Annotated in this window: 13 protein-coding genes, 1 pseudogene and 1 other annotated feature; of the genes and pseudogenes, 5 read left to right on the top strand and 9 right to left on the bottom strand. The window is 29.5% G+C overall.

Annotated elements, in window-relative coordinates:
* Positions 1–54 precede the first annotated feature (54 nt).
* The 4 genes from JOD41_RS00185 (at position 55) to JOD41_RS00170 (ending at position 4118) form a co-directional block, all read left to right on the top strand.
* Complete coding sequence (locus JOD41_RS00185) at positions 55–951, top strand: ABC transporter ATP-binding protein (RefSeq protein ID WP_205051075.1); 897 nt, start codon at positions 55–57, stop codon at positions 949–951.
* Between the two features lie 4 nt (positions 952–955).
* On the top strand, positions 956–1711 hold the full coding sequence (locus JOD41_RS00180) for a hypothetical protein (RefSeq protein WP_205051074.1): 756 nt from the start codon (positions 956–958) through the stop codon (positions 1709–1711).
* Between the two features lie 9 nt (positions 1712–1720).
* Positions 1721–2434, top strand: a complete 714-nt coding sequence (locus JOD41_RS00175; RefSeq protein WP_205051073.1) for an ABC transporter permease — start codon at positions 1721–1723, stop codon at positions 2432–2434.
* A 59-nt stretch (positions 2435–2493) separates the two neighbouring features.
* Positions 2494–2735 (top strand) — a binding site (T-box leader).
* A gap of 102 nt (positions 2736–2837) precedes the next feature.
* Entirely contained in the window at positions 2838–4118 is a 1281-nt protein-coding gene (locus JOD41_RS00170) for an O-acetylhomoserine aminocarboxypropyltransferase/cysteine synthase family protein (protein ID WP_205051072.1), read from the top strand.
* 85 nt (positions 4119–4203) lie between these two features.
* On the opposite strand, the gene JOD41_RS00165 is transcribed toward JOD41_RS00170, so the two are convergent.
* From JOD41_RS00165 to JOD41_RS00155, 3 genes are all read right to left on the bottom strand, one after another.
* The gene (locus tag JOD41_RS00165; protein ID WP_205051071.1) at positions 4204–6153 is read right to left on the bottom strand and encodes a stalk domain-containing protein; all 1950 of its coding nucleotides are present in this window, start codon (positions 6151–6153) and stop codon (positions 4204–4206) included.
* 428 nt (positions 6154–6581) lie between these two features.
* Complete coding sequence (locus JOD41_RS00160) at positions 6582–7394, bottom strand: CPBP family intramembrane glutamic endopeptidase (protein ID WP_205051070.1); 813 nt, start codon at positions 7392–7394, stop codon at positions 6582–6584.
* A gap of 114 nt (positions 7395–7508) precedes the next feature.
* The gene (locus tag JOD41_RS00155) at positions 7509–8249 is read right to left on the bottom strand and encodes an AAA family ATPase (protein ID WP_205051069.1); all 741 of its coding nucleotides are present in this window, start codon (positions 8247–8249) and stop codon (positions 7509–7511) included.
* A gap of 118 nt (positions 8250–8367) precedes the next feature.
* On the opposite strand from JOD41_RS00155, the gene JOD41_RS00150 reads away from it, so the two are divergent.
* Positions 8368–9855, top strand: a complete 1488-nt coding sequence (locus JOD41_RS00150; RefSeq protein WP_205051068.1) for a helicase HerA-like domain-containing protein — start codon at positions 8368–8370, stop codon at positions 9853–9855.
* 55 nt (positions 9856–9910) lie between these two features.
* Here the strand turns inward: JOD41_RS00150 and JOD41_RS00145 are convergent, their stop codons facing one another.
* The 6 genes and pseudogenes from JOD41_RS00145 to JOD41_RS00120 all read right to left on the bottom strand — a co-directional run bounded on the left by JOD41_RS00145 (position 9911) and on the right by JOD41_RS00120 (position 14783).
* Positions 9911–11152 (bottom strand): YkvI family membrane protein, encoded by a 1242-nt coding sequence (locus JOD41_RS00145; protein WP_205051067.1) that lies wholly within the window; start codon positions 11150–11152, stop codon positions 9911–9913.
* Positions 11153–11288: 136 nt separating this feature from the next.
* Positions 11289–11399, bottom strand: a pseudogene (locus tag JOD41_RS09310) (aminoglycoside 6'-N-acetyltransferase); the annotation flags it as partial.
* Positions 11400–11473: 74 nt separating this feature from the next.
* A complete protein-coding gene (locus tag JOD41_RS00135) occupies positions 11474–11674 on the bottom strand; it encodes a hypothetical protein (RefSeq protein ID WP_205051066.1) in 201 nt (66 codons plus the stop codon).
* A gap of 127 nt (positions 11675–11801) precedes the next feature.
* Complete coding sequence (locus JOD41_RS00130; protein ID WP_205051065.1) at positions 11802–12113, bottom strand: hypothetical protein; 312 nt, start codon at positions 12111–12113, stop codon at positions 11802–11804.
* A 187-nt stretch (positions 12114–12300) separates the two neighbouring features.
* Positions 12301–14094, bottom strand: a complete 1794-nt coding sequence (locus JOD41_RS00125; RefSeq protein WP_205051064.1) for an oleate hydratase — start codon at positions 14092–14094, stop codon at positions 12301–12303.
* Positions 14095–14192: 98 nt separating this feature from the next.
* Complete coding sequence (locus tag JOD41_RS00120; RefSeq protein WP_205051063.1) at positions 14193–14783, bottom strand: TetR/AcrR family transcriptional regulator; 591 nt, start codon at positions 14781–14783, stop codon at positions 14193–14195.
* Positions 14784–14921: the final 138 nt, after the last annotated feature.

Genomic DNA, 14921 nt, shown 5'->3' with positions numbered 1-14921 from the left:
TCTGTTATTGTCCATATTTATAATGAATTTTAGAAATTAAGAAGGGAGAATATCATGACGAATATTTTAAAAATTGAAAATCTTAGCAAATCCTATGATAAAAATTTAGTATTAAAAAATATTAATTTAGAAATTGAAGAAGGGAGTATTTTTGGACTTATAGGTCCCAATGGTGCTGGAAAGTCCACTCTTATGAAATCAATTCTAGGTCTTGTTAAAAAAGATTCTGGCAGCATAAGTTTATATGGAAAGGAAATTAATGCAAAAAATCAAAAAGAAACAAATAAAAATTTAGGTTCCTTAATTGAAAATCCATCCTTTTATGACCATCTCACTGCCTATGACAATTTAGACCTTATTTGTGATATGAAAAATATAAAAAAAGAAAACATAGAGGATGTTTTAAATAAAGTGGGATTAAAAAAGCATAAAGACAAAAAAGTTAGAAATTTTTCTCTTGGCATGAAGCAGAGACTGGGTATAGCCATAGCTCTTATTGGTAATCCAAAATTTTTAATCTTAGATGAACCTATTAATGGACTTGATCCCTATGGCATTGAAGAAATGAGAGATTTATTTAAAAATATTGTAAAAAATTCAAATACAAGTATTTTAATCTCCTCTCATATCCTAGATGAGATTGAAAAAATTTCAAGTCACATAGGTATTTTAAAAAATGGAGTTTTGACTTACAGTGGTTCTTTAAAAGAATACAGGGAGCTCCATCCACCTGTAATTATTTTAAAGACTTCAAATAATATTTGGGCTTCAAAAATACTTGATCTCCCTCAAGAAAATATTCTTGATGAATATTTAGTTTTAGGAAATAAAAGTGAGCAAGAAGTTGCAAAAATAATAAAAATCCTCGTAAATACAGTTGATATTTATAGAGTAGAAAAAAGAAAAGAAAGTCTTGAAAAATTATTTATTCAAGAGACAAGTGTTAGGTGAAATCATGAAAAATTTAGAAATAAAAAAGAATAAGGGCTTAAAATTAAATTTCACAATTTTAATTTTATTTGCCATACATTTATTTTCTATCCTAATAGCCTTTAAGACAAAAGACTTTCAAGTTAATAAATATCCGCTTGCAAGGATATTAGATTCTTATTTAGCAATCTCCCTATTTTTTAATCCCATAGCCCTATCATCCCTAGTAAAAAAAGTAATTGAGATTGAAGAGAAGAATAATATGTGGCAAATGCAAATAAGTCTTGGCTTAAAAGTTCAAAAAATATTATTAAATAAAATTAAAACTTTGTCCTTAAAAATTTTATTAATCCAGATTATTGAATGGTTGATAATAATATTTTTAGCAAGTAAAAATATAAACTTTGAGTTAGATGTGGAGATAATAAAAAGAATAATAATTTACTTTTTAACAACTCTATCAATTAACATTTCAATGCTATTGATCTTCACAATAATTGAAATTAAAAGTAAAAAGATTTACTTCTCCCTTTTCTTTTCAATTGTTGGAGCAATGTCTGGAATAATTACTATGCTCACATCAAAAGTTTTATCGCAAATAAATCCCTTTGGACTTTTCGCCACTATCTTAAATATAAATTATGTAAAAGAAGGAGATATTTTTAGGCAAACTCTAAATAATATAAATTATCTAAGTTTATTAATCAGTTTATTATATATTTTCCTTGCCCTTATTTATATTTTAAAAATTAATAAATTTACTCTATCTAAAGAAGTTTAGGAGGTCTAAATGTTAAAAATCGAATTAAAAAAATTAAAATTATTTTCACTCTTAACAACGGTATTAATAATTCCCCTACTGGCAAATATTTTTGGTGTCATAAATTATTTGTTAAATCGAGAAGTTTTAAAAAATCAATGGCAAAGTCTTTGGACTCAGACATCACTGTTTTACTTTATGTTTTTTATAATACCTCTTATTTCAATTATAGTCTCAAGCCTATGGTCAGTAGAACATAAGGCTGGCTTAAAATTAATTAGGACTAGTCCCCTAAAAAATATTAATTTTATAATAGCAAAATCCATTATCGCCTTTATAATAATAAGCCTGACTCAAATTTATTTTATAAGTTTATTTATATTAATTGGAAAATTTATCTGTGGATTTACTGTGGAAAAATTAGGCATATACTTTTACTATATTGGCATAAGTATTTTATCCTCTATACCACTTATAGCTTTAATGAATTTTTTAAGCTTAAAATTAAAATCTCTTGGCTTAATAGTTCTTATTTCAGTATTAATTTCAATTTTTGGTTTTGGTCTTGTGGCACAGAATATATTTCCACTATTTCAAAATATTATAGCTTCAAGTAAACTTGCTATAACTACAAATCATTTTGAAGTAATAAATAAATTTGAGGGCATTAAAATGCTTGTATTTTCTTTACTTGAAACAAGTCTATTTACAATTTTGTCTAATAAATTTTTAAAATATGAATAAATAAAAAATAAATATTATATTTTTACTTGACAAAAGATTTTTATCAATTTATAATTCCATCATAGACTTTGAAGAGGAGAGTACATTGTAAAACTTTTCACAGAGAGATTTCATTTGGTGAAAGAAATCAAAAGAGTTACTTTGGAACATGGCCTTGGAGTCATCGCACCGAGACTTTTGTTTAGACTGCGACAGGTACGCCTGTTATAGCGTTCGGAGTATGTTGGTACTCTATGAGGTTATTTTAGTGATAAAATAATGAAAAAAGGTGGTAACACGAAGCATAGCTTTCGTCCTTTATGGACGAGAGCTTTTTTTATTTTATAAAAGCTTTAGCTTATCAGAATTTATTTTTAATCCTTTGAGCTGCCGACAAATTTATTTATAATTTATGGAGGACAAAATGACAAAGAAAAATTTAGGAACATTATGTGTACAAGCTGGTTATGAACCAAAAAATGGTGAACCAAGAGTTTTGCCAATTATTCAATCAACAACTTTTAAATACGATTCATCTGAACAAATGGGTAATCTTTTTGACTTAAAGGAAGCAGGTTACTTCTACACTAGACTTGCAAACCCAACAAATGATGCAGTTGCTAAAAAAATTGCAGCACTAGAAGGTGGCGTTGCAGGAATTTTAACATCATCAGGTCAAGCTGCTAACTTCTATGCACTTTTAAATATTTTAAAAGCAGGAGATCATGTAATCTCTTCATCTGCAATTTACGGAGGAACTTATAACTTAATTGCTCACACAATGAATGACCTTGGAATTGAATCAACTTTTGTAGACCCAGCAATTTCACTAGAAGATTTAAACAAAGAATTTAAAGAAAACACAAAAGTTGTATTTGGAGAAACTCTTTCTAATCCATCACTAAAAGTTTTAGATATTGAAACTTTTGCTAAAGCTGCTCACGATCATGGAGTACCACTTGTAGTTGATAATACCTTCCCTACACCAATATTTTTAAGACCAATTGAATGGGGTGCAGACATTGTAACTCACTCAACAACAAAGTACATGAATGGATTGGCAAATTCTGTTGGGGGAGCTGTTATTGACTCTGGAAACTTTGACTGGTCTAAACACAAAGACAAATTTCCTGGACTAACTGAACCAGATGAAACTTATCATGGCGTAGTTTACACTGAAACTTTTGGCAAGGGTGCTTACATCACAAAAATGACTACAACTTTAATGAGAGACCTAGGAAGTATTCCTTCACCTCAAAATTCATTTTATTTAGGACTTGGACTTGAAACCCTACATTTGAGAATGCCTAGACATTATGAAAATGCCCTTGCAGTTGCAAAATATTTAGAAAATAATGACAAAATTTCTTGGGTAAGCTTTTCTGCCCTAGAAAAGGATTCACAACATGAACTAGCACAAAAATATCTACCAGATGGATCCTGTGGAGTAATTGCCTTTGGAGTAAAAGGCGGAAGAAATGCTGCAACAAAATTCATGGATTCTTTAAAACTTGCAGCCGTTGTAACACATGTTGCTGACGCAAGAACTTGTGTCCTTCACCCTGCTTCAACAACTCACAGACAAATGAATGACGAAGAACTTTTGCATGCTGGCATTAGTTCCGATTTAATAAGATTAAGTGTTGGCATTGAAGATGCAGAAGATATTATAGAAGACATCAAACAAGCACTAGAAGCTATTTAAATTTTTTATCATCACCATTTTAAATACAAAAAGAACTTGGTTTTTTGCCAAGTTCTTTTCACTTTAATTTTCTTTTTACCAAAATTTATTTTTTTAAATTAATTGTAACTGTCTTATTGGCATCATCCCATTCAATATCTTGGTCAATGCCGTCCTTTGTATTTCCATTTGTAAGTCCAAATACCTTTCCTACATTAGAAACAGAAACTAAAATTCTTCCATTAATATTTAAAGGTTTTGAATCCATTTTTATAACTTTTCCATTAGACAAGACAATTTCATCGCCATCAATTTGAATTTTTGCAACTAAAGAATTATTTATAAAAGTTGCAATTCTAGTAGTAGGATCCCATTCAACTTTTGCGCCAATCATTTCAGCAAGACTTCTAAGTGGCAGCATTAGTCTGTCATTTTTTATTGTTGGCATTACATCAAGCATTCTCTTTTGAGTTACGCCATCCTTAACAAAATCATACTGAGTATTATTTAAGTTTATAACATATTTTACTGGCATATCTTTTTTATTTTTTACCAATATTTTCTTCGCTACATAAGTATTTACTTTATATGCTCTAGTCCTGTCAAAGTTATTTCTCTTTAAATTTTGTAATCTATAATCAGGTCTTGGCGTTGGAAGTGGGTTTGGCGTAGGTTTTGGATTAGGATTAGGATTAGGGTTTGGTTTTGGTGTTGGTTTGTTATTTTTCTTTTTAGCAACAGTTAAATCTATTTGAATAGACTCTTTTTTACCCTTTTCAACTTGAGTAAAATAAATATTATCGCCCTTCTTTACTTCCTTTTCTAATTTAGCTTCCCATTTTCCGTTATTAGAAACATTAACTTCAACTATTTTATCTCTAAGCTTTATTTTTATAGCTGAACCAGCAACACCTTGACCCTTAATAACTTTATCCCCTTCAGTCACTTTATCAACTGTAGGTTTAAGAGATGCTGCTTGTTTTCTCTTCCAAGTGCCAGAAACTTTTTCATCTTTTTCTACTTTTAAAAATTTTGTTGGATTCCAACCAGCAAAAGTCCACTCATAAACCTTAATAACTTCACCAGCATTATCTTTTATAGTCTCAACGAAGTTTTCTGGTTTAGTTGGTTCATAAGCTTCTCCTTTTTTAACCTTAATCTTACTTGGCAATTTATCTTTTAATTCTTTAGGTAAAGAATTTATATCACTATTACCCTTATCAGAATCATAACCATTAAACTCAAAACTTATTTTAAATGACTTGATCGCCCTTGCAGTAAAGAACTTATTATTTTCACTAACAATATAGTTTTCTGGTTCCCATTTAAGATCAGAGTAAGAATCATCAGCTGGCATGGCAGAAATATTATCAAAAATATTCTTATTAGTTGGCAGCTGGAAGTCATGAATATTTGTACCTGGTTTTATCTTATATGTTTGTAATGGAATAGGATGTTCTCCATTACCCACTTGTTCATTTAAACCGCTTTTAACTTTACTTCCTTCTCCTAAGAAGAAAGTTGTTGTTACTGCATCCTTTGGTGTGTTTGCATAAGTTGAAGCAGTTACATGTGGGAAAACATAAAGCTTATGTTCTAAAACTTCAATAAATGAATTATCAGAAAAAGTTACTTTTATCTTTCCTTCCTCACCTGAAGTTCTCTGGTTATTAGAATTTCTTCCGTCGCCTTCAAATTTCGCCTCATCAAAGGCTCTTCTAAGCTCAGGATCATTTACAGAAGTTTCTAACTTAACCCCATCTTTCCAATTGATTGGGTCTCCTTGCCAAAGAGAAATTTCAACTGAAATTAATTTATTTTTTCCAATTCTTTCTGCAAGGCTTTGACTTTGATTGGGATTCTGTCCCTTGTTTTCTTCTGCCAAGTTTAAATTGGGATCTTTATCAATAATTTTTTCACTGTATTTTTTTACATTAAAATCTTCAACAATCTTGGACTCTAATTCTTCTGTATTATTTGGTAAAGCAAAGGACTTAGCCGGAAATGAAAGCCCAAATAATAAAGTCGCCATAGTAGTCGCTACAACTTTTTTCATATTTTCCTCCATATTTTAAGTTAGTATCTTACAAAAATTTTTAATGAGAAAATCTCATAAGAAATATTAAATGAAATAAAAAATTAAAATAAATTGCCTACTACTTTATCTTAAATTTACTAAAACATATAATATTTAAAAATATTTAACTAAATGTAAAGATACCACAAAAATATTACCACAAGCTTACTTTAGGGTAAATAAAAAATATTTTTCATAAACAAAAAATAAACATTTCTTTGACTTTGTAAAAAAATTTCTAAAAATTTAATGTACAGCTGTGTTTTTTGTCTTACTTCCATTTTCTAGTAAAATAATAAACATGAGTGCCAGTAATCCTCTACTTAGGTTTATTTTTGCCTCTATAATAAGTTAATAACATAGTCCTTTCTTACTTTATAATTTCCCTAGTTTCTAAGATTTTATAATCATACATTTTGCTTCCTTGTAATAGAACTTTTTTCTACTATTTTTGTTAATATGTACATCGCAAAAAAAATTGTAAACATAATTAAAAAAGATAAAAACATCCAATTTTCGCCCAATTTTTCTTGTGGATCAAATAATTTTATTATTGGCAAAGTTATAATTGAGTCCACATTAATTATATAGTGAAGAAAAATTGAATAGACTAATCTCTTTGTTTTTAAAAAGGTTACAGCTAAAAAATATCCAATTATTGTAGCACTTATTATTGAAAGAATATCTACAGAATGAATAAATCCAAAAGAAAATGCACTAATTAATGCGATAACTTTCTCACTGTATTTTTCTTCTAATACTTTCACTAAAGTAAATCTAAAATAAAATTCTTCAAGAATAACATTTAAAAGAACAATAATTAAAATTTTCATGGTATAGTTATCAAAATTATTAATATTTATAGCATCATTTGAGTAAATCATACTATCAAAAAAATTCATATTGCATTTTATAATTACAAGGAAAATTATAAAAAGAATAAAAAAGATTATGCTTCCGTATTTAAACATATTATTAATATTGCTAAGTAAGTAATCATTGTTTTTATTCTTTAAAAAACTAATATTTTTGATTTTAAAAAATAATAAAAGCAACAATATAAAAGACAAAGCTTTTATAAAACTAAAAAAAAGTAAATAATTAGTATCTTCAATAGTAAAATTTGGAAATACTTTTAAGCTTATTAATTGGTATATTAAACTAGAAAAATAAAAAATAAAACTGGAAATTACACTCACAAAAATAGTTTTAATCATCATAATAAATTCCTCCCTTTATAAAAAATGTCAACAGCAATAATAATTAATATACTTTTATTGTTTTATAATATTAAAAATGCTTGAAAATATTCTTATTATTTAACTTGCTTCCTATTATCTAAACAATAAGTCTATCATTTTTTCTGGATTATCTAAAAATGTTTTTGTGATGCTATAGGCTTCTGTTTCTTTATAGGTCTTCTCCTCTATGCCACTTTCAGAAAATTCAAAAATTTTCGCATGAGGATAAGCAAGGAGTATTGGCGAGTGAGTTGCTATAAAGAATTGTGAATCTTCTTTTTCAAGTTCATGGATTATGCACAAGAGGGACATTACTGATGTTGGTGAAAGGGCTGACTCTGGTTCGTCTAGTAGGTATATTCCACTGCCCCTAAATCTATTTAAGATCAAAGACCTAAAACTCTCTCCATGGGATTGAAAATGAAGAGACTTGCCGCCGTATGAATCATAAAAATCATAAAAATCTGAGGATCCACCTCCTGCTAAGTTATCAACTTCTGATGCAAGATTGTAAAAGGATTCTGCTCTGAGGAAAAATCCATCCCTCTCCTTGCCTGGTCCTCTTCCAATTTCTAGAATCTCTCCAAGGGGTGAATGAGTTTCTCTTGTGGCAAAATTAAAATTTTTTGAACCGCCCTCTGCATTAAATCCAAGTCTTACTGCCAAGGCTTCAAGAAGTGTTGACTTACCTGTTCCATTTTCGCCCACAAAAAAAGTTACAGGACTATCTATTTCCATGCCTTTAAAATTTTTTAGAAAGGGAATTTCTCTAAGATATGAATCCCCTGGTAGGTCTTCTATATTTACTCCATAAATTTTTTTTATATATTCCATAAAATCCCTCTTAATCTTTTAATTTATTATAACATTTTTCAAATTTATTTTATGTGAACTTTTGTAATCTTTGCTATAATAAAGATAGCTAATAACTTTCATAATAAAGGGGGTTCTCATGGACAAAATTTTAATTGGAAAGGGAAAATCTGAAAATAGTATTCTTTTAAATAAAGTGAATCGACATGGACTAATAAGCGGTGCCACTGGTACTGGTAAAACTGTAACGCTTAAGGTTTTAACTGAAGGGCTATCTGATGCTGGAGTGCCAACTATTCTCGCTGATGTCAAGGGCGACCTTGCAAATATTTCTAAGCCTGGAGAAATAAATGACAAGTTACAAGAAAGACTTAATGAATTAGGCATCTCTAATTTTGAATTTAAAAATTATCCAGTAAACATGTGGGATGTCTATGGAGAAAAGGGAATTCCTCTTAGAGTTACAGTTTCTGAAATGGGACCACTAATGCTCTCTAAAATATTAGACTTAAACGACACACAAATGGGAGTTTTAAATATTATTTTTAAAGTTGCTGACAGTGAAGGTCTTTTATTAATTGACTTAAAAGATTTAAAGCAAGTTATAAATTTTGTAAATGACAATAGAGATGAAATCAGCAAAAATTATGGTAATGTTGCAAGCCAAAGTCTTTCTGCAATTTCAAGAAAATTATTATTTATTGAAGATGCTGGTGGAGATTTATTTTTTGGCGAGCCTGCCATTGATATCAATGATTTAGTGAGAACTGATGCATCTGGCAGGGGTATTGTAAATATTTTAAATGCTAGTAAATTAATTTCCAAACCACTTTTATATTCAATGCTACTTCTTTATCTTTTATCAGAAATTTATGAAAATTTCCCAGAAGTTGGCGATTTAGAAAAACCTAAGCTTGTGTTTTTCTTTGACGAAGCTCATTTACTTTTTAACAATACACCAAGTATTTTAAAGGATAAAATAATTCAAGTTGTAAGACTTGTAAGAAGTAAAGGCGTTGGCGTCTTCTTTATTACGCAAAATCCACTTGATGTGCCTGAAGAAGTTTCTTCACAACTATCTAATAGAATTGTTCATCAACTTAGAGCCTATTCTCCAAAGGAATTAAAGGCAATAAATGCTGTTGCCAATACTTTTAGACAAGATGACTCAATGGATTTAAAAGAAGAAATTATAAATCTTAGAACTGGAGAAGCAATAGTTTCCTTTGCCGATGAAAGTGGTGCACCAACTCTTGCAGATAAAGCTCTTATTCTTCCACCACATTCTTCTTTTGCTACTTTAAATGATTCTGAATACAGAAATTTAGTAGAATCTTCAAATCTTTATTCAAAATATAAAAACTCTGTGGATAGAGAATCTGCTTATGAAGTTTTGATTAAAAGAATTGAAAATGAAAAAATTGCAGAAGAAAGAGAAAAGATAGAAGAAGAAAAGCGTAAAGAAATGGAAAACCGTGAAAAGGAATTGGAAAAAGAAAGAAAGTCTTCTCGCAAACAAAAATCCTATATTGATAAAGGTATTGACTCAATGCTAGGAACAATTACAAGAAGTATTGGTCGTGAAATTGCAAGAGGTATTCTAGGATCTATGAAAAAGAGAAGATAATTTAATTAAGATGTTAAAAAAGACTGGCAGATAATTTTATCAACCAGTCTTATTTTTAGTTCTTATTTTCTTCTTCTAACTCTTCTTCTACTTCTTCTTTTACTGCTTCTTTAATTTTTTTATTATCAATAATCGATGCTTCTGCAAGTTTTTCAAGCTTTTCTTTGTCTTTTCTAGTAAAGTCTTCGTCATCATCTAATTTTTTTCTAGTGAGATCACTTATCTTGTCTCTCTTTTTATTTTCCGACTTAATTGCATCTCTCTCTTTAACCCAGGCAACTATTAAAATTATTATTAAAGCAAGACCTAAAAATCCAAGAATTGGATATAAGATTGCCATTAATTTTTTAAAGCCTAAAAAGGATAGTCCAAAGCCAAGAAGAGTAAATAAAACTAAATTTCTCTTAAACTTAGAGCCTGTGTTTGAAAGTCTTTTTGCTGCTGAATAAAATAGAGAAATTGCTGTATTAAATATCATGCCAAAAATTATAAAAGACATGGCAAGTCCAAGATAAGGATGCACATTATTTAAAACTATTTGCATAGGAATGTCTGCATCTTTTACATCTGGAAGTGCAAGAAAAAGTGTAATACCAACAAGACCAGTTAATATTGCAACAAGTCCCCCACCAAACATGCCTCCAAATCTTGCTTCTGATGAGTCTGTTTTACTTCCTCCAAGGACAAATGCCATGGATATACTTGATATCATACAAAGTCCAAAATAATTTATTGTGGAAATAAAAATATTTGGAAGAGAGGAGTCTAGAGTTTTGCCTAAAGCATCTAAAGCTAAAAAATCTGGATTTGCTTTTACAATTGTATAAACAGCACCAATTAATGTAAAAATCAAAACAAGTGGTGTAAAGGCACCAATAACTCTAGTTACTTTGTCAAAATCAAGCATTCCTATTACAATAATTAAAATTGTGCAAATGAGAGACCCTACCCATGGTGCAAGTCCAAATTGTTGATTTAGGTTTGAACCTGCTCCTGCTATCATTACAAATCCCATTAAAAAGCAGTTTAATATCAAAGAAAAGTCCATAAGTTTTGTTACAGATTTTTTTGAAACTTCTTCCAATACATCAATGTGACTTTCTGCTATAAAGTGACTGCCCATTTGTAAAATTATTCCACCTACAAAAATGTGCAAGAGTCCAATGCCTATTAATCCAAAAAGTCCTGATTTTCCAAAGGATATAAAATATTGCATAATTTCTTGTCCGCTGGCGAGCCCAGCTCCAGTAAGTACACCTACATAAGCAAGTATTATGCTAAAAGTTTTTTTATTCATAAATTCTCCTTAATCTCTAAATAATTTATTAACCCATATATTTTACCATAATATAAGTATATTACAAAATTTTACAATTTTACTATTTTTTATAAAATAAAAAAGCAAGGATAGTCCTTGCTAAAATAATATTAGATTAAATTTTTTTAAAACAAATAATCCTATTTACTTCGATAAAACCAATTGCAAGATGAAATTTTAGGCTATCTGTATTTTCTAAAAGACAGTCACTAGCAAATTCTTTGCAATTTTTTTCTCTAGCCCACTTTTCACAAACCTCTACAAGCTCTCTCGCATAACCTTTTTTTCAATAATTTTCTTTCAAATAAATATCTTCAAGATAGCCAACAGGAGATATCTCTTCCCCGCAACATAATCATGTCTTAAAGCTACATTGGAAAAGGCAAGGGCTTTTTCATCAATAAATTTTATAAAACAAGTGCTATTTTCATCCTTGGCAATTTCCATAAATTCTTCAGTTAATTCAGATATTTTGTCATTTCCCCAGATTTTTGTAGCCATTTCTGCTAATATTTCTGCGCCTTTTTCTTTTGCTTAAAGTATCATTTCTTATCTCCAATTATATTATTAGCTATAAAATAAAAAGCAACATTACAAAAATATTTTTATAATGTTTGCATGAAATAAATTATTCTATATTATGCTTTTCCATTTTTTGTCGAAAAATATCTGTGATAATTTCTCTAAGTTCTTCTCTTTCCTTTTCAGTCAATTCTCCAGATTTTTTTGCCACAGCATAAAGATCTGGATGTTCCTTAGCAATTCTTTCGATTGTCTTAGTTGTTGAATGTTTTCTAACAAAAAAAGGAATTTTCTTTATCCATTCATCTGGAACTAAGGCTAAAATTTTTTCAGCTGCCTCTTTATCATCAATTTCTGCCACAGGTGCTCCCTTTTTAATTTCTTCTTGGTCTTTATCAGAATAATCTTTTAAGTCCATATTAACCTCCTATTTCATAATTTTATTTATTAATTTAATTACCCATCTTACCTTATTAATTTAATTATATATTATTTTGCACATAAATAAGCTTTTAAGATTTTTTAATAGGATTTTCCACTATATAATATTAAAAAAGGGACGATTGTAACCGTCCCAAATTTATCTTTAAAAATCTAATAATAAATTAAATAATATTAAATTCTTTTAACATTTCTTCAATATCTGTACCCTTAATACGCTTAGCAAGTTTAATTTTTTGTAGTGGGCTAAGTGGAAGTTCAGGTTTTTTGCCATCTGATAGTGCTACCATTCCGTTTAGAAGGTATCTTAAATCATATCTTGATGCAAAAACTTCAGGAACAGCTTTTTCTACGCCACAAAGTACATAAACTGCTTCCATAGCTGTTCTTCCAGAATATTCTGTTGTAAATACTGTATCTCTACCTGGATCGTCAAGAGTTTCTGCAAATTGTCCTAAGAAGGCAAAGTTTACTCCACCCTTTGGCACAACTAGAGGTCTATCGCCAAATTTTCTAGGCATAAATTGAGCTGTAATGTAAGGCATCATAACTGGTACAGCTGTACAAGTTTCTGCAAGTGCATCAATTTCATTTACAGGAACTCCAATATGATATAACCATTCTTTTGTAATTTCTTTACCTGTACAATCTCTCATTTTCTTTTTAATGTAGTCGCCTTCAACATCTGTAAATAAACCATAAACCCAAACACATACATCATTTTCAGGTTGTTCTGGATATTGTCCTTGTCTATTTATTGTCCAAGACATTAACCAACTTGAATCAACACAAGTTACTATACCTCCAGTTACAGTTTTTCCACCATAAGGGCTTCTCTTTGTGATTTTTTCAATATATTTTGGAACAGAATCATCATGGCAAGTTACTGTACATGATTCCCAATTACTTTTCTCTACATCAGAACAGAATACTTCAGGGTTACCAAAATCATCAGATTTTTTAGCAATGTTTTTCCACATTTCCCAGCAACCACTTTGTTCTTCTGAAAGTTCTGCTGGAGTATTGTCATCACCATAAGAAGAATTTTCTGTCATGGATCCATTTGTAATAAATAATAAATCATTTTCTGTTAAGTCAATTGATTTGTCATTGCCATCCTTATCTTCAGCTATTATTTTTGTAGCAACCTTTCTGTTTTCAGAAATATCAAAATCTACATCTGTTACTTTAATATTGTATTGGAATTTACATCCATGGTTTTCAAGATATTTAACCATTGGCTTTACAATTGAATTGTATTGATCGTATCTTGTAAATCTTAGAGCAGATAAATTTGTAAGTCCGCCAACATGGTGAATGAAACGATTTAAATATAATTTCATTTCTAGAGCAGAGTGCCAATTTTCAAAGGCAAACATCGATCTCCAAAGTGTCCAGAAGTCAGAATTTAAAAGTCCATCTGAGAACACATCTTCAATAGCTTTGTCTTCAAGAATTTCATCTTGAGTCATAGTAAGTTCAGCTATTTCTTTAACTTGATCTTGTGTAAGATTAAATTTACCATTATCATAACGTTCACCTTGTTTATGAGTTATACGGCAATTACTATAGTTTGGATCATCATAGTTTGTATAAAAATAATCATCTAAAACACTCATTTCTGGGTCTTCTAAGCTTGGGATAGAACTCCAAATATCCCATAGACATTCGAAGTGAGCCCCAGTTTCTCTACCACCACGAGCAACATATCCTCTAGTATCCATGTATTCACCGTCAAGTGAACCACCAGGAATATCTAATTGTTCTAAGAAAGTAATTTTTTTACCTTCCATGTGAGCATCTCTAATTAAAAAGCAAGCTGCAGTAAGTGCTGCAATTCCTGTTCCAACTAGATATGCAGATTTTTCTTCAATACCTTCTGGTTTTCTCGCCTTAACTAATCTTTGAAAATCTCCATTAGTTAATTTAAGTCTTTTATCATGAGTTTTAAGTTCCATAACATCCTCCTTATATAGTTCTTTATCTTCCTTCTATATTCATTATACCATTATTTTGATAAAGTATCATCTACCAAAAGAGAATTTCTGGGTTATTTTTACTCAATTTCAAAAGATTGGGTAAGTTTTTCTAAATTTTCACTGCGTTTTAAAGACTCTAATATATTCCCGTCCATTAACTCTCCTAATCTACGCGTAACTACCTTAGGATCTGTCTTCATGTCAGTGGCCACCCATTGGATTAAAGATGAACTGAGAGCACATTGATAAAAATAAGCAATAAGTTTTATATCAGCTTCTTGCGCCTTAGTATTCTTGGCAGCTCGAATGACATATTTTCTCATTATCTCACCAGCTATAGAAAAAATATATTTTTCTAAGTCAATTTTATAATCAGATTCATACATGTGCTTTACAACTTTTTTATTGTCTAATATAAATTTAGCTACTAAAATAAAACTTTCTTCCCAGGATAAAGTCTCATTAAATTCTTCAATTACTCTATCAAGTTCTTCGTCAAAGATTTCCTTTACCAACTCAGTCAAATTTTCATAGTGATAATAAAAAGTTTTTCTTTCGATGTTACACTCTTTAGCCAATTCAGTAACAGTAATATTATGTAACTTCTTTTTATTTAAAAGCTTAATAAATTCTTTTCGTATCAAGTCTTTAGTATAATTTTTCGCCATATAAGACCCCTTCCTAAAATAAAGTTCTTTATTATATACTTTCCCAATTTATGAAATATTAAAATGGAGAAAGAGAGAAATAAATTTTTAAACTTTACAATTTCATATTTTAAATAAAATTTCCACTAAAATAATAAC

The sequence above is a fragment of the Peptoniphilus gorbachii genome (assembly GCF_016908115.1).
GTDB classification, from domain to species: domain Bacteria; phylum Bacillota; class Clostridia; order Tissierellales; family Peptoniphilaceae; genus Peptoniphilus_A; species Peptoniphilus_A gorbachii.
Note: the sequence above shows the minus strand (reverse complement) of the source record. Positions and strands in the feature narration are given on the sequence as shown.